Source organism: Stutzerimonas stutzeri (assembly GCF_038561965.1).
GTDB lineage: Bacteria > Pseudomonadota > Gammaproteobacteria > Pseudomonadales > Pseudomonadaceae > Stutzerimonas > Stutzerimonas stutzeri_AA.
In genome coordinates this window covers 610,518-626,022 of the sequence record NZ_CP139348.1, presented here as the reverse complement: position 1 = coordinate 626,022, position 15,505 = coordinate 610,518, and the positions used below count along the sequence as shown (strand labels likewise).

General features: G+C 63.5%; 15 protein-coding genes. 13 read left to right on the top strand and 2 right to left on the bottom strand.

Annotated features, from left to right (window positions below; genetic code table 11):
- The first annotated feature begins 46 nt into the window (after positions 1 to 46).
- Positions 47 to 439 (top strand): globin, encoded by a 393-nt coding sequence (locus SM130_RS02745; protein ID WP_102824304.1) that lies wholly within the window; start codon positions 47 to 49, stop codon positions 437 to 439.
- A 175-nt stretch (positions 440 to 614) separates the two neighbouring features.
- Positions 615 to 833 carry a DUF2788 domain-containing protein gene (locus SM130_RS02740; protein ID WP_102824303.1) on the top strand — a complete coding sequence of 73 codons (219 nt, stop codon included), beginning with the start codon at positions 615 to 617 and terminating at the stop codon, positions 831 to 833.
- A 19-nt stretch (positions 834 to 852) separates the two neighbouring features.
- Here SM130_RS02740 and SM130_RS02735 read toward each other — a convergent pair whose 3' ends face one another.
- Positions 853 to 1,482, bottom strand: coding sequence for a pseudouridine synthase (locus SM130_RS02735; RefSeq protein ID WP_102824302.1), 630 nt, complete (start codon positions 1,480 to 1,482; stop codon positions 853 to 855).
- Positions 1,483 to 1,806: 324 nt separating this feature from the next.
- On the opposite strand from SM130_RS02735, the gene urtA reads away from it, so the two are divergent.
- The 5 genes from urtA (at position 1,807) to urtE (ending at position 7,812) form a co-directional block, all read left to right on the top strand.
- Positions 1,807 to 3,075, top strand: coding sequence for an urea ABC transporter substrate-binding protein (gene urtA, locus SM130_RS02730; protein ID WP_102824301.1), 1,269 nt, complete (start codon positions 1,807 to 1,809; stop codon positions 3,073 to 3,075).
- A 239-nt stretch (positions 3,076 to 3,314) separates the two neighbouring features.
- The gene (gene urtB, locus SM130_RS02725; protein WP_102824300.1) at positions 3,315 to 4,886 is read left to right on the top strand and encodes an urea ABC transporter permease subunit UrtB; all 1,572 of its coding nucleotides are present in this window, start codon (positions 3,315 to 3,317) and stop codon (positions 4,884 to 4,886) included.
- 112 nt (positions 4,887 to 4,998) lie between these two features.
- Positions 4,999 to 6,078 (top strand): urea ABC transporter permease subunit UrtC, encoded by a 1,080-nt coding sequence (gene urtC / locus SM130_RS02720; RefSeq protein ID WP_102824299.1) that lies wholly within the window; start codon positions 4,999 to 5,001, stop codon positions 6,076 to 6,078.
- Entirely contained in the window at positions 6,075 to 6,944 is an 870-nt protein-coding gene (gene urtD, locus SM130_RS02715; RefSeq protein ID WP_102824298.1) for an urea ABC transporter ATP-binding protein UrtD, read from the top strand. Before urtC ends, urtD begins: the two co-directional genes overlap by 4 nt.
- Before the next feature lie 169 nt (positions 6,945 to 7,113).
- Entirely contained in the window at positions 7,114 to 7,812 is a 699-nt protein-coding gene (gene urtE, locus SM130_RS02710) for an urea ABC transporter ATP-binding subunit UrtE (protein ID WP_102824297.1), read from the top strand.
- A gap of 113 nt (positions 7,813 to 7,925) precedes the next feature.
- Here the strand turns inward: urtE and SM130_RS02705 are convergent, their stop codons facing one another.
- On the bottom strand, positions 7,926 to 9,920 hold the full coding sequence (locus tag SM130_RS02705) for a methyl-accepting chemotaxis protein (RefSeq protein WP_102824296.1): 1,995 nt from the start codon (positions 9,918 to 9,920) through the stop codon (positions 7,926 to 7,928).
- 307 nt (positions 9,921 to 10,227) lie between these two features.
- On the opposite strand from SM130_RS02705, the gene SM130_RS02700 reads away from it, so the two are divergent.
- From SM130_RS02700 to SM130_RS02675, 6 genes are all read left to right on the top strand, one after another.
- Positions 10,228 to 11,061: an urease accessory protein UreD gene (locus tag SM130_RS02700; RefSeq protein WP_102824295.1), complete on the top strand. Its 834-nt coding sequence runs from the start codon at positions 10,228 to 10,230 to the stop codon at positions 11,059 to 11,061.
- Positions 11,062 to 11,204: 143 nt separating this feature from the next.
- The gene (locus SM130_RS02695; protein WP_102824294.1) at positions 11,205 to 11,507 is read left to right on the top strand and encodes an urease subunit gamma; all 303 of its coding nucleotides are present in this window, start codon (positions 11,205 to 11,207) and stop codon (positions 11,505 to 11,507) included.
- A 1-nt stretch (position 11,508) separates the two neighbouring features.
- Positions 11,509 to 12,072, top strand: a complete 564-nt coding sequence (locus SM130_RS02690; protein WP_146029728.1) for a GNAT family N-acetyltransferase — start codon at positions 11,509 to 11,511, stop codon at positions 12,070 to 12,072.
- Complete coding sequence (locus tag SM130_RS02685; RefSeq protein WP_102824293.1) at positions 12,069 to 12,374, top strand: urease subunit beta; 306 nt, start codon at positions 12,069 to 12,071, stop codon at positions 12,372 to 12,374. Before SM130_RS02690 ends, SM130_RS02685 begins: the two co-directional genes overlap by 4 nt.
- A gap of 149 nt (positions 12,375 to 12,523) precedes the next feature.
- Complete coding sequence (ureC, locus tag SM130_RS02680) at positions 12,524 to 14,224, top strand: urease subunit alpha (protein WP_102824292.1); 1,701 nt, start codon at positions 12,524 to 12,526, stop codon at positions 14,222 to 14,224.
- Between the two features lie 374 nt (positions 14,225 to 14,598).
- A complete protein-coding gene (locus SM130_RS02675) occupies positions 14,599 to 15,327 on the top strand; it encodes a hypothetical protein (protein ID WP_102824291.1) in 729 nt (242 codons plus the stop codon).
- Positions 15,328 to 15,505: the final 178 nt, after the last annotated feature.

The window sequence follows — 15,505 nt, the reverse complement described above, 5'->3', positions numbered from 1 at the left end:
CTACCCGCGGGCTTCGCTGTAAATGCCCTCGTGCAAGGGAACACCCATGAAAGACACCAACCGCGTCATGCAGAGCTACGGTCGCTGCTGCGCAAGCCCCGAATTCTTCGATGACTTCTACGCCTCCTTCCTCGCCAGCTCACCGGTGATAAAGGAAAAATTCGTGCGCACCGACATGACGGCACAGAAGCAGCTGCTGCGCGCCGGGATCCTCAATCTGGTGCTGTTCGCTCGGGGCATGCCGGATACCAAACTCCGCGCGTTGGGCAAGAGCCATTCACGCGAGCATCTGGACATCCGTCCGGAACTCTATGACCTGTGGATCGCGGCGCTGCTGAAAACCATCAGCCAGCATGACGGGGAACTGCAACAGCAGGACCTGCAGGCGTGGCGCGCCGTACTGAACAAGGGCATCGACGTAATCAAGGCGGGCTACTGAGCACAGGCGTGACATTTCGCCGCAGCATTGCCCGGCCTGGTCGATCCGAACGCTTTCTGAGCACTGCCGTCCAACCAGCCGTGGCACACGCGCCGTTTATTGGCGGCGTATACTGCGCCGCTTTCGCGCCCGGCCTGCCACGGGCGCCTTCGTAGATGTCAGTCAGGAGAGCCCTGTGGATCCAGAAGTTTTCGAAAAGTGGATGATGATCATCCTGGTCGGCGGGCTGATGGCCTTCATGGCGTTCATCATCTGGGACCTGGCCAAGAAGTCGAAAGCCGGACGTCTCGGTACCGCTATTCTTTTTCTCGGCCTTGGCCTATGCCTGTTCGCCTTCCTCGCCAAGCCGATCATCGGCTACGTCATCGAAGTGACCCAGGGCATCCCGCACTAAGCCGATACCACGGCCGGCATCACATTTGCGCCGGCACTTCCCGCCATTCCCCGGGCTGCAGACCGTCCAGTGTCCACGGCCCGATCCGCACGCGCACCAGCCGCAGCGTCGGCAACCCGACCGCCGCGGTCATGCGCCGCACCTGGCGGTTGCGCCCTTCGCGAATCACCAGCTCCAGCCAACTGGTCGGCACGCTTTTGCGAAAGCGCACAGGCGGGGTGCGCGGCCACAACTCAGGCTCGTCGAGCTGCCGGGCTTCGGCAGGCAGGGTCATGCCATCGTTGAGTTCAACGCCTGCACGCAACCGCTGCAGCTGCTCGGCAGTCACCTCCCCTTCCACCTGCACCCAATACGTCTTAGGCAGCTTGTGCTTCGGATCGGCGATGCGCGCCTGCAGCTGGCCGTCGTTGGTCAAGAGCAACAAGCCCTCGCTGTCACGATCGAGTCGCCCCGCCGGGTAGACGCCCGGCACCTGGACGAAGTCCTTCAGCGTGGCGCGGCCATCGGCATCGTTGAATTGCGTGAGCACGTCGAACGGCTTGTTCAGCACCAGTAAGCGCGGCTCGGCCGGCGGCGCTTTGGCGACTCGGCGGGGTGGTGTGCGCCCCGCGACGGCGCGCGGTGGGCGGGGACGAGAAGTGCGCGGCATGAAGGCTCCCAGAACAGGCCGGCCATGCTAGGGCGAGGCGGTGATGCTCGCAAGCGCGCCCGCCTTGGCACATCACTCAGCCACAGCCAATCCCCAGCGCGCGTTTCGCACCACAAACGTGCATTGCGCTGCCCCATGGTGTTTTGGCCGCCCCGTTTTCGCACCACGTCAACGCAGCGCCCCGTTAAAGCGCACAGGGCGCAATGCCAGCAAACCCCGAAGGCAGAGGGCTCCAACGAAACTGGCACGGATGCTGCGATAGCACTCCCAGTCCCGATGGACCAACCCCACAGTTGCGCATGGACAGCCAAGGAGCCGCCCACAATGAAACGCCGTCCCCTACTGAAGTCCACCCTCGCCGCCAGTGCCCTGATGCTCAGCGGTCTGTTCCCGTTCACCCTGCAGGCTGCCGAGACCATCAAGGTCGGCATCCTGCATTCGCTGTCCGGCACCATGGCCATTTCGGAAACATCGCTGAAAGACATGGCGCTGATGACCATCGACGAGATCAACGCAAAGGGCGGCGTGCTCGGCAAGCAGCTCGAGCCGGTGGTGGTCGACCCTGCGTCCAATTGGCCACTGTTCGCGGAAAAGGGCCGTCAGCTGCTGACCCAGGATAAGGTCGCCGTGACCTTCGGCTGCTGGACATCCGTTTCGCGCAAATCCGTACTGCCGGTCTATGAAGAACTCGACGGCCTATTGTTCTACCCCGTGCAGTACGAAGGCGAAGAACTGTCGCCCAACGTCTTCTACACCGGCGCCGCGCCAAACCAGCAGGCCATCCCGGCTGTCGAGTACCTGATGAGCGAAGACGGCGGCAGCGCCGAACGCTTCTTCCTGCTGGGCACCGACTACGTCTACCCGCGCACCACCAACAAGATCCTGCGCGCCTTCCTGATCAGCAAGGGCGTGCCGGAATCGAGCATCGAAGAGGTCTACACCCCCTTCGGTCACAGCGATTACCAGACCATCGTCGCCAACATCAAGAAATTCTCCGCTGGCGGCAAGACAGCCGTTGTGTCGACCATCAACGGCGACTCCAACGTGCCGTTCTACAAGGAACTGGCCAACCAGGGCCTGGAAGCCACCGACGTACCGGTCGTGGCCTTCTCGGTCGGCGAGGAAGAACTGCGCGGCATCGACACCAAGCCGCTGGTCGGTCACCTGGCCGCCTGGAACTACTTCCAGTCCGTGGAAAACCCGGTCAACGAAGCGTTCGTCAGCAAGTGGAAAGCCTATGCCAAGACCAAGAACCTGCCGGGCGCCGACAAGGCGGTAACCAACGACCCGATGGAAGCCACCTACGTCGGCATCCACATGTGGGCGCAGGCGGTCGAGAAAGCCGGCACCACCGATGTCGGCAAAGTCCGCGATGCGCTGGCAGGCCAGACCTTCAAGGCCCCAAGCGGCTACACCCTGACCATGGACGAGAAGAACCACCACCTGCACAAGCCGGTGATGATCGGCGAAGTCCAGGACGACGGTCAGTTCTCCGTGGTCTGGGAAACCGAAAGCCCGGTCCGCGCCCAGCCGTGGAGCCCGTACATCCCAGGCAACGACAAGAAGCCGGATTACGCGGTGAAGTCGAACTGACCACCGCCGTTGTGGTGGATGAATGAAGCGTCATCCACCTGCCGAGCACCGCCGTATGGCCCTGGATCCGTAGGGTGGTTCCGCTTCAGCCCACCATCTTCCCTCGGTGGGCTGAAGCCCACCCTACGCCCGGCTCACCTTTCGGCGCTGTAACGACGGATGGATGACGCCGTTTCATCTGTCCGTTGACCATCGCAAGCTCCACCAAGAGAGCAGGCGGGTCCCTAGGGAACGTAAATATGAACACTGCCCTGTACCGCATTTTCCTGCTGCTCCTGCTAGCCCTGCCCTGCGCAGCCCACGCCGGAGACGCGGCCGACTACGCCAAGGCGAGCCCGGCCAAACAGGCCAAGCTGCTGGAAGACTGGGCCAACGCGCCAGCCCCTGAGCGGCTTGAACTGATCGAAGCCCTACGCGCCAACCGCATCGCGATCGACGATAAAAAGACGCCCTTTATCGAAGAAAGCGGCGCCTACCGTGCCCTCGAAGGCGACGCCGAGCCCGTCGGCACGCCGAAGAAATTACGGTTGAACAACCGCCTGCGCGGCCTGCTCAACACAGCGCTGGCCACCCACCAGTTGTTTGCCGAAGACCCTTCCCAGCGCCTGAGCGCCGCCAAGCGACTGCAGCGAAGCGGGAAGCCGGAACAGCTGCCCCTGCTCGAACAGCGGCTGGAAGCCGAGGAAGATCCGGCTGTACGCGAAGCCCTGACACTCACCCTGGCGAACCTGCAACTGAGCGCCGAAGACCCGGCCGTGCGTCTGGCCGCGGTGCGCCTGCTTGGCGAAACCGGCGCGCCACTGGCGCGCGTCCGGCTGGAAAACCTGCTGACCGATGAAGCCGAGACTGATGGCGCCGTGCGCAAGGCGGCGGAGACCAGCCTGGTCCAGGTCAAACGCAAGCTGCTGATCGGCGAACTGCTCGGTCAGGCCTTCAGCGGCCTGTCGCTGGGTTCGATCCTGCTGCTCGCCGCGCTGGGACTGGCTATCACCTTCGGCCTGCTCGGCGTAATCAACATGGCCCACGGCGAAATGCTGATGCTCGGCGCCTATTCGACCTACATGGTGCAGGTGCTGATGGCGCGTCTCGCGCCCGAGGCCCTGGCGTTCTATCCATTGGTGGCGCTGCCGGTGTCGTTCTTCGTCACCGCTGTGATCGGCATGGCACTGGAACGCACCGTGATTCGCCACCTCTACGGCCGCCCGCTGGAAACCCTGCTGGCAACCTGGGGTATCAGCCTGATCCTGATCCAACTGGTGCGTGTGCTGTTCGGTGCGCAGAACGTCGAGGTCGCCAACCCGGCCTGGCTGTCTGGTGGGTTGCAGGTGTTGCCGAACCTGGTGCTGCCCTACAACCGCATGGTGATCATCGGCTTCGCACTGTTCGTGGTGCTCTTGACCTGGCTGCTGCTGAACAAGACCCGCCTGGGGCTCAACGTGCGCGCCGTGACGCAGAACCGCAACATGGCTGCCTGCTGCGGCGTGCCGACCGGGCGCATCGACATGATGGCGTTCGGCCTCGGCTCAGGCATCGCCGGGCTTGGCGGTGTGGCGCTGAGCCAGATCGGCAACGTCGGCCCGGACCTCGGCCAGAGCTACATCATCGACTCCTTTCTGGTGGTCGTGCTCGGCGGCGTCGGTCAGCTGGCCGGTAGTATCTTCGCCGCCTTCGGCCTCGGCATCGCCAACAAGATTCTCGAACCGCAGATCGGTGCAGTACTGGGCAAGATCCTCATCCTCGCGCTGATCATTCTGTTCATCCAGAAGCGGCCACAAGGGTTGTTCGCGCTGAAAGGGAGGGTGATCGATTGAACGCCATCCTCGTCCTTACAGCTCCCGCGGGAGCGGCCCTGGCCACAAATGTCGCCGCAGTGTCACGCCCCCTTTCGCGAGCAAGCTCGCTCCAGATCAATGAGGCTCGGCCATGAACCAGCCACTCACGCTCACGGCCGCGCAGAAAGCCGGTCCGAAAGTCACCGCCGTCGCGCTCGTCATCGTACTTGTCGTCCTGCTGGCCATGCCGCTGCTGCACCTGCTGCCCGCGGACAATGCCTTCCACGTCTCGGCCTACACGCTCACATTGGTCGGCAAGATTCTCTGCTACGCCATCGTCGCCTTGGCGCTGGATCTGGTATGGGGTTACGCGGGGCTGCTGTCCCTCGGCCACGGGCTGTTCTTCGCTCTCGGCGGCTACGCCATGGGCATGTACCTGATGCGCCAGAGCGCCGGCGAGGGTCTGCCGGCGTTCATGAGCTTTCTCGCCTGGAACGAGCTGCCCTGGTACTGGTACGGCACCTCGAGTTTCCTCTGGGCGATGTGCCTGGTGGTGCTGGTTCCGGGCGTACTGGCCTTCGTGTTCGGTTTCTTCGCCTTTCGCTCGCGGATCAAGGGCGTGTACTTCTCGATCATGACCCAGGCGCTGACCTTCGCCGGGATGCTGTTGTTCTTCCGCAACGAGACCGGTTTCGGTGGCAACAACGGCTTCACCGACTTCAAGACCATTCTCGGCTTTTCGATTTCGGCCCCGGCGACCCGCGCCACGCTGTTTTTCGCCACAGTGGTCCTGCTTGTCGGCAGCCTGTATCTCGGCTGGCGCCTGGCGCGCAGCAAGTTCGGCCGGGTGCTGACGGCGCTGCGTGATGCGGAAAACCGGCTGATGTTCTGCGGCTACGATCCGCGCGGCTACAAGCTGTTCATCTGGACCCTGTCCGCTGTGCTCTGCGGCTTGGCCGGGGCGCTCTATGTGCCGCAGGTCGGCATCATCAACCCCAGCGAAATGGCGCCGACGCAATCCATCGAGGCGGCCGTCTGGGTCGCCCTCGGTGGGCGCGGCACGCTGATCGGCCCGCTGCTCGGCGCCGGCATCGTCAACGGCATGAAGAGCTGGTTCACCGTGGCCTTCCCCGAATACTGGCTGTTCGCCCTCGGCGCGCTGTTCATCGTGGTCACCCTGTACCTGCCCAAGGGCGTCATCGGCCTTATCAAGCGGAGGGGCGAAGGATGAAAACCGTACCTTGCAGCGCCGTCATCGACGGCAGCGCCGTCATCGACGGCTTCGACCCCACCGGCGGCGGCCTGACCCGCGATGCCATCGGCCTTGGCCGAGTGGCCGAGAAAGGCCTGGACGTGCGCCACGGCACCATCCTCAGCCTGGAAGACATCAGCGTCAGCTTCGACGGCTTCAAGGCGCTGACGGACCTCAGCCTGTACATCGGCGTCGGCGAACTGCGCTGCATCATCGGCCCCAACGGCGCCGGCAAGACCACCATGATGGATGTCATCACCGGCAAGACGCGCCCGGTCAGCGGCAGCGCCTGGTTCGGCGAAACTCTGGACCTGACCCGCATGAGCGAGGTGGACATCGCCCAGGCCGGCATCGGCCGCAAGTTCCAGAAACCTACAGTGTTCGAGGCGCTCAGCGTGTTCGAGAACCTCGAGCTGGCGCAGAAAACCGACAAGTCGGTGTGGGCGAGTTTGCGAGCCAAACTCTCCGGCGAGCAGAAGGACCGCATCGACGAAGTACTCGAGACTATCCGCCTCAACCAGTCGCGCCATCGCCCGGCCGGGTTGCTGTCGCATGGGCAGAAGCAGTTCCTCGAGATCGGCATGCTCTTGATGCAATCGCCCCAGCTGTTGCTGCTCGACGAGCCGGTGGCGGGCATGACCGACGCCGAAACCGAATTCACCGCCGAGCTGTTCAAGTCGCTAGCACGTAAGCACTCGCTGATGGTGGTCGAGCACGACATGGGCTTCGTCGAAACCATCGCTGATCACGTCACCGTGTTGCATCAGGGCCAGGTGCTGGCCGAGGGTTCGCTGCAACAGGTGCAGGCGGATGAGCGGGTGATCGAGGTGTATCTGGGACGGTGATTGATCAGGAGGGTCGATAACGCGTTTTTTCCGCCTGTGGCAGTCCACGGTGGATGGGTAAAGCGTCATCCACCCTACGCCCGCCGAACGCCCATGCCCGCATCAACGCAAACCTAATCGTAGGGTGGATAACGCCAGCGGCTTATCCACCAAAGTGAAGGAGTCGCACATGCTGCAAGTCCAGCAACTGCATCAATACTACGGCGGCAGCCATATCCTGCGCGGGCTGTCGTTCGAGGCGAAGGTCGGCGAAGTGACCTGCCTGCTCGGGCGCAACGGCGTCGGCAAGACCACCCTGCTCAAGTGCCTGATGGGCCTGATTCCGGCCAAGGAAGGCGCGGTGAGCTGGGAAGGCAAGCCGATCACCGGCTTCAAACCGCACCAACGCGTGCATGCCGGCATCGCCTATGTGCCGCAGGGGCGGGAGATATTCGGCCGCCTCACCGTCGAGGAAAACCTGCTGATGGGCTTATCCCGCTTCAGCGCCAAAGAAGCCAAGGAAGTGCCCGAGTTTATCTACGAGCTGTTTCCGGTGCTCAAGGAAATGAAGCACCGCCGCGGCGGCGACCTCTCCGGTGGCCAGCAGCAACAATTGGCCATCGGCCGCGCCCTCGCCAGCAAGCCGCGCCTGCTGATCCTCGACGAGCCCACCGAAGGCATCCAGCCCTCGGTGATCAAGGAGATCGGCATGGTGATCAAGAAGCTCGCTGCCCGTGGTGACATGGCGATCCTTTTGGTCGAACAGTTCTACGACTTCGCCGCCGAGCTGGCTGATCAATATCTGGTGATGAGCCGCGGCGAAATCGTCCAGCAGGGCCGCGGCGAGACCATGGAAGCCGAAGGTGTGCGGGGATTGGTAGCGATTTAACACGGCCGTTCTGAGCGCAGCCTCGCTGCAGCCATAAAAAGCCCCGCACAAGGCGGGGCTGCTGCGTGCGGAGCACTGACCCAAGCGGCGCATATGCCGCGGACCGTACCTGATCAGCGACTCATACCAGCCAATCGTTGCGAAATTGCCTGCATGCCCTGGCCAAGCTCGCGCAGCGTGGCAGCGTCACGCGCGCCCTCCTCGCTGGCGGTGTGGATGCGTACGGCCAGCTCGTTGATTTCCTGGGTTACATGGCTTTGCTGCTGCGCAGCCACGGCAATCTGCTGCGCCCGTTGAACAATATCGTCGAAGCTGGTCACTGTATTGCCCAGCGTGCCTGCGACGCTATCGGCTTGCTGCACGGCCTCGTGCGTACGCTGGGCGCCGGCCTGCATGGTCGATACCGCTTGAGCGGACGCCTGGCGCAGCTGGGTGATCATCTGCTGGATTTCGTTGGCAGAACTCTGGGTTCGGCCCGCCAGGGTCCGCACCTCGTCGGCGACCACTGCAAAACCGCGGCCCTGCTCGCCCGCTCGCGCCGCTTCGATGGCCGCATTGAGGGCCAGCAGGTTGGTCTGTTCGGAGATGGATTTGATGACGTCCAGTACGCTACCGACCCGCTCGATGTCCGAGCCCAACTGAGTGATCGCCGAGGCGGCCTGGTTGATTTCGCCAGCCAGCCCCCCGATCACTTCGCTGTTGCGCTGCACCTGCCCCTGCCCCTGCTCAGCGGTCGCCAGCGAATGACGGGCCGTATCCGAGCAATCGGTAGTGTTATGCGCAACCTCCGCCGCGCTGGCGGACATTTCAGTGATAGCAGTTGCCAGCAAGGTGTTGTCCTGTCGCTGCGCCTCAGCTCGATCAGCCAGGCCGATCGACAGCCGCGCCAGATCATCGGCCTGCCGTTCGAGGCTCGCCGACTCGTCGCCAATGCGCCGCAGCATTTCGCGCAGCGAGCCCGCGTAGCGGTTGACCGCGGCCCGGAGCGCACCGAGCTCATCAGCGCGACGTACCTCGAGCTGCGCATCATCGCGTCCACCGCCCTGCCCGAGCCGCTCGATCTGGCCGGTAGTTTCGTCAAGCTGCGCCAGCAGGCGCCTGCCTGCCAACCAGGCGACGCCCAGCAGCACGGCCAGCAATGGAAGCAGGAGCAGCAGCATCTGCGTGGTCAGCTCGTCAGCAAGGCCGGTAACGTTCGCCTCAGGGGTGACCAGGCCAACGCGCCAACCCGTGCCCTCCATGGTTTCCAGCGTCACGTAGGCCGGGCCATTCACCAGGCCGTCGTGCTCGAGATACAGCGTGATATCCCCGGCACCGCGGGCGGCAATGGCGTCGGCAATGGGCCTTAGCCAAGGCTGCTCACGCACGCGATCGCCGATTGTCGGCAGGCCGCCGCTTGCCTTTACACCAGGAAAGAACAGCAGGTTGCCGGCCTGATCGAGTGCGAAGGCATAGCCTCCAGTCACGCCACCATTTGCTTCGAGGAAACTGGCCAGGCCATCCAGCTTGAGGTCGAGGGTGGCAACACCGGCAAAAGAACCCCCGCGCTTGTAAGGGACGCTGCAGGTGGTCATTGCCACGCCGCTGACCGTGTCCAGATAACCGTCAGACCAAACACAGCGTCCGGACGTTGCCGAGCGAGCATCGCTGTACCACGACTCGGCGTGGTAGGCCGGTGTCTGTAGCGCGTTGTATTCATTCGAATAGTCCAGCCCACCGCGGTCGTTACGTGCCCAGAAAAAACTGCGCCGCTCGACACCGGGGGTAAACGCATTGGGCTCCGGCCACAAACCGCCGCCTGCAATCGCCTCATCACCTTTGCCGTCAATGAGGTTCGGCAACACCGACATCGCCAGCGACGCTTCATTGGGCATTGTCTCAGCCAGGTGCGCTATGGCCGCGGTGGTCCCTTCGATACGGCTGAGTTGCACGGTCAGCTGCCGGGCCAGGGCACTGACCGACTGCTCGGCTGCGGCCGTTCCCGTGGCGACGAGCCGTGGTTTACCGCCCAATGTCATGACCGCGAAAATGGCCAGTGCCGTGAACAGCAGCAGAACGAGAACACCAAGCGTCATTCGCGAGGCGATACGGGTGGGAATAAAGGACATGCAACAACTCCGCGAGAACCTACGTTATGCAGGGTTACGGCCGGTCGCCCACAGCATTGAGTAGCAGAAGGAATGGTGCGACGGGCGGTCGGGCATCGAAGCGACCCGGCGCACCATAACTGGGCAAAACATCCACCACTGCGATGTGGCGCGCCAACCTGGTGCACGTCGCTGCGCACCAAGCACAGGTCAGCCTGCGGATCACATCGTTGATACCCGAAGGCCCGACGACTCTTCTGCACCGCAATGGCGCAGGAGGCACGACTATTGCTGAAGTCCAACCAACATCATCCAACGCGTGCCGATCATGACTGCAGCGAATTCGTCGTTCTCCCCATGCTGGGAAGCGGAGCTTAGCCTCCGCTACGCCGCGTTCGGGCAAACAACGCGTCCCGTGCTGCGTCGCCACAGCGGGCCGCTACGGGTGCAGAAACACCTTTACCCCGAAGGGCCGCAAGTCTGTCAGCACATCATCGTGCATCCGCCGGGCGGCATCGCCGGCGGTGATCGGCTGGATATCAGTGCCCATGTCGCAGCCGGTGCCTGGGCGCAGCTGACCAGCCCCGGCGCGGCCAAGTGGTATCGCGCGGCAGGCCCGGCATTTCAGGACGTGCACCTGCGCGTCGAAGCCGGTGCCACGCTGGAATGGCTGCCGCAGGAAACGATTGTTTACTCCGCGGCGCAGGCCGAATTGAATACCCGCATCGAGTTGGAAGGCGATGCGCGGCTGTTCTATTGGGATATGGTCGCGCTGGGGCGACCGGCCGCAGGCGAGCGCTTCGACGCCGGGCATTTCCAGGCGCGCCTGGATATCCGCCGCGACGAACAGCTGATCTGGCACGAACGCCAGCGCATCGCCGGCGCTGACGGCCTGCTGGATTCGCCGATCGGCCTCGACGGGCGTTCGGTGTTTGCGACCCTGATCGTCAGCGGCGAGATCGATGCCGAGCTGATGGAACGCTGCCGCGAGTTGCCCAGCCGCGTGCGCGGCGACCTGACCCAGCTACCCGGCCTGGTGGTGGCGCGCTGCCTGGCCGACGAAGCGCTGCATGCCCGCGCCTGGCTGATCGCACTGTGGCGGCTGTTGCGGCCGGCACTGCTGGGGCGCGAGGCCGTACCGCCACGAATCTGGAGTACTTGAACAATCGGTGGGCAAGGCTTGCGCCGTTGCCCACCCTACGCGGGCGCGCCTATGTGCACGCTGCCCTGAATAAAACGCTGCGTGGTTTGCCGCCACGAGCCGGTGGATGTGAAAGCGACATCCACCCTACGACTGGAGTTGTTATGGATTTGTCGCCAAGAGAGAAAGACAAGCTACTGATCTTCACCGCCGGCCTGGTGGCCGAACGCCGCCTGGCGCGCGGGGTGAAGCTCAATTACCCGGAAGCCATGGCCTATATCTCCGCCGCGCTGCTCGAAGGCGCACGCGACGGCCGGACGGTCGCCGATCTCATGCACTTCGGCACCACGCTGCTGACCCGTGAGCAGGTCATGGAAGGCGTGCCGGAAATGATTCCGGAAATTCAGGTCGAAGCCACGTTCCCGGACGGCACCAAGCTGGTCACCGTGCATCAACCAATCGCCTGAAATGTCGGTCAATGTCTACTGCGAAGACCCCAGACCCGCTTTGAAGGAACTCAACGTGCAGATACGTGACGCCATGGATGCCGACCTCGAAGGCATCCTGCATATCTATAACGACGCGGTGCTGAACAGCACGGCGATCTGGAACGACCACACCGTCGACCTCGACAACCGCCGCGCCTGGCTGGCCGAGCGCCACGAACAGAATTACCCGGTGCTGGTGGCCATTGACGAGCTAGGCCAGGTGGCCGGCTATGCCTCGTTCGGCCCCTGGCGTCCGCACGACGGCTTCCGCCACACCGTGGAGAACTCGGTGTACGTCAGCCCCGACCACCGCGGCAGCGGCATCGGCCGCAGCCTGATGAAGGCGCTGATCGAGCGCGCGCGGCAACTGCAAAAGCACGTGATGGTCGCCTTCATCGAAAGCGAGAACCGCGCCTCGGTGCACATGCACCAGCAGCTCGGCTTTATCCACGTCGGCCAGATGCGCCAGGTCGGCTGCAAGTTCGGTCGCTGGCTGGACCTGACCATGATGCAACTGACCCTGAACAGGACGTCCAACCCATGATTCCCGGCGAATACCAGATCAAGGACGGCGAGATCGAGCTCAACGCCGGCCGCCGCACGCTGCAACTCAGCGTTGCCAACAGCGGTGACCGGCCGATTCAGGTCGGCTCGCACTACCACTTCTTCGAAACCAACGATGCGCTGGCCTTCGACCGCGCTGCTGCCCGCGGCATGCGTCTGAACATCCCCGCCGGTACCGCGGTGCGCTTCGAACCGGGACAGAGCCGCGACGTCGAGTTGGTCGACCTCGCTGGAGATAGGCGCGTGTTCGGCTTTGCCGGCCGGGTGATGGGCGGGCTCTAGAAGCCCCTCACTCCAGCCCTCTCCCAGGGGGAGAGGGAGAAAAGCAGCCCGCTGCGACGGGATGGACAAACGCCGATCAGCCCCCTCTCCCTCCGGGAGAGGGTTGGGGTGAGGGCAGAGCCAATACAGGGACCGAACAGGGAGCCCCGATGAAGATCAGCAGACAAGCCTACGCCGACATGTTCGGCCCCACCGTCGGCGACAAGGTGCGCCTAGCCGACACCGAGCTGTGGATCGAGGTCGAGAAAGACTTCACCACCTACGGCGAGGAGGTGAAGTTCGGCGGCGGCAAGGTGATCCGTGACGGCATGGGCCAAGGTCAGCTGTGTGCCGCAGACGTGGTCGACACGCTGATCACCAACGCGCTGATCCTCGATCACTGGGGCATCGTCAAGGCCGACGTCGGGCTTAAAGACGGTCGCATCGCCGCCATCGGCAAAGCCGGCAACCCGGACATCCAGCCGGACGTGACCATCGCCATCGGTGCCGCAACCGAAGTCATCGCCGGCGAAGGCATGATCCTCACTGCCGGCGGCATCGATTCGCACATCCACTTCATCTGCCCGCAGCAGATCGAAGAGGCCCTGATGAGCGGCGTCACCACCATGATCGGCGGCGGCACCGGACCGGCTACCGGCACCAACGCCACCACGGTGACACCCGGCCCCTGGCACATGGCGATGATGCTCAAGGCCGCCGACGCCTTCCCGATGAACATCGGTTTCACCGGCAAGGGCAACGCCTCGCTGCCAGAGCCGTTGATCGAGCAGGTCAAGGCCGGCGCCATCGGCCTCAAGCTGCACGAAGACTGGGGCACCACGCCCGCCGCCATCGACAACTGCCTGAACGTGGCCGACCAGTACGACGTGCAGGTGGCTATCCACACCGACACGCTGAACGAGTCCGGCTTCGTCGAGACGACGCTGGGCGCCTTCAAGGGCCGCACCATCCACACCTACCACACCGAGGGAGCCGGTGGCGGCCATGCGCCGGACATCATCAAGGCCTGCGGTTTGCCCAACGTACTGCCCAGCTCGACCAATCCGACCCGGCCCTTCACCCGCAACACCATCGACGAGCACCTGGACATGCTCATGGTCTGCCACCACCTCGACCCGAGCATTGCCGAGGACGTGGCCTTCGCCGAAAGCCGTATCCGCCGCGAAACGATTGCCGCCGAAGACATCCTGCATGACCTCGGCGCGTTCTCGATGATCAGCTCCGACAGCCAGGCCATGGGCCGCGTCGGTGAGGTGATCACGCGCACCTGGCAGACCGCCGACAAGATGAAGAAGCAGCGCGGCGCCCTGCCCGGCGATGGCGCCGGCAACGACAACTTCCGCGCCAAACGCTACATCGCCAAGTACACCATCAACCCGGCGATCACCCACGGCGTCAGCCACGAGGTGGGCTCCATCGAAGTCGGCAAGTGGGCGGATCTGGTGCTCTGGCGCCCGGCGTTCTTTGGCGTGAAGCCGACGCTGATCCTCAAGGGCGGCGCCATCGCAGCGAGCCTGATGGGCGACGCCAACGCCTCGATCCCGACACCGCAACCGGTGCACTACCGGCCGATGTTCGCCAGCTACGGCGGCTCGCTGCACGCCTCGAGTTTCACCTTCATCAGCCAGGCCGCCTTCGAGGCCGGCGTGCCCGAACAGTTGGGGCTGAAGAAGAAGATCGGTGTGGTGAAGGGCTGCCGCGCCGTGCAGAAGAAAGACCTGATCCACAACGACTACACGCCGGACATCCAGGTCGACCCGCAGAACTATCAGGTCCGCGCCGACGGCCAGCTGCTCTGGTGCGAGCCGGCCGACGTGTTGCCGATGGCGCAGCGCTACTTTCTGTTCTGATTCGTAGACGCGGTGCTGCAGCCATGCCTGCGGCACAGTCATACGACATGCGCCTTCGCGGGCGCATTCAGCCTATCCGAGCGCCTTGGAAACAAGGCGTTCGAGCATCTCCTCACGACGAACCATCGCGGTGCACTTCGTCGGTTCACGAATGAATCAACCGTTCGACGGATTGGGAATACGAGGCAGGTCATTACCTTCTGCGTACCCCAAGCGCGACGCCCTGCTCAAGGACGCACGGATGCGAAGCGGCCACCGGCGCCAAAGCTCAAGGTAGGCATTGCTGGTACCGCTCTCGGGAGGGTGTGCGTTGTCGGGTAACCGCGCTAGCTGACACGGCTGTGCGACTGACTGAATCCTACGGAGAAACATCGATGTTCAAAATCAACGCGCTTTTCGCTGCTGTACTCGCTGTATCCGCTACCCAGGCTTTTGCGGCCAGCAGTGAAGCGGTTATCGAACAAAATGGTTTTGACCAGATCGCCGACGTCTATCAGGAAGGTGTCGGCCAGGCTTCGTACATTTACCAGACCGGTGCATCGCAGCAGAACGCTGCCAACACCACCCAAACGGGCCAGGACAACTTTGCCGAGGTGACGCAGCAGGGCGCACTGCACCAGGCGGACGTCATCCAGACCGGTGTGGAAGGCCGGGTGATCATTAGCCAGTACGACGTCAACAACAGCGCTATCGTCGAACAGGCTGGCTTTGCGAACACTGCCGACATCACGCAGGACGGGATGAACAACGATGTCGTGCTGATCCAGGACAACGCGTTCAACGACACCATCGTCGATCAGTTCGGCGAAGGCAACGAGGCGCTGATCACCCAGACCGGCCAAGAGGGCATCATCGACGTGAGCCAGGTCGGCAACATGAACGTGGCCGATATCGCTCAAGGTGGTCTGGGCAACTCGGTTGACCTGGTGCAGCAGGGCGACGGCAACCTCGCACTGGTCGACCAGATCGGTGAATCGAGCCAGGCCGTCGTTCTGCAGAGCGGCATGGACAACTTTGCCAACGTTAGCCAGGCGGGCTTCGCCGATTACGCCAATGTCAGCCAGACCGGCAGCAACAACATGGCGATCATCACGCAGCAGTAAGCCGTACCCGGTCGCCAAGACCGCAACAACCTGGGCCGCCACGCACGGCCCGGGTTGCTACCGATGGGCTTGTCGCCGCCGCGGGGCCGAACGACTGGCCAGATTTCTCGCAGCCTCGTTACCTCAATATGTCGAATTCCCTCCCCCCACGCACCTGATACAGCGCAGCACCTGCTGT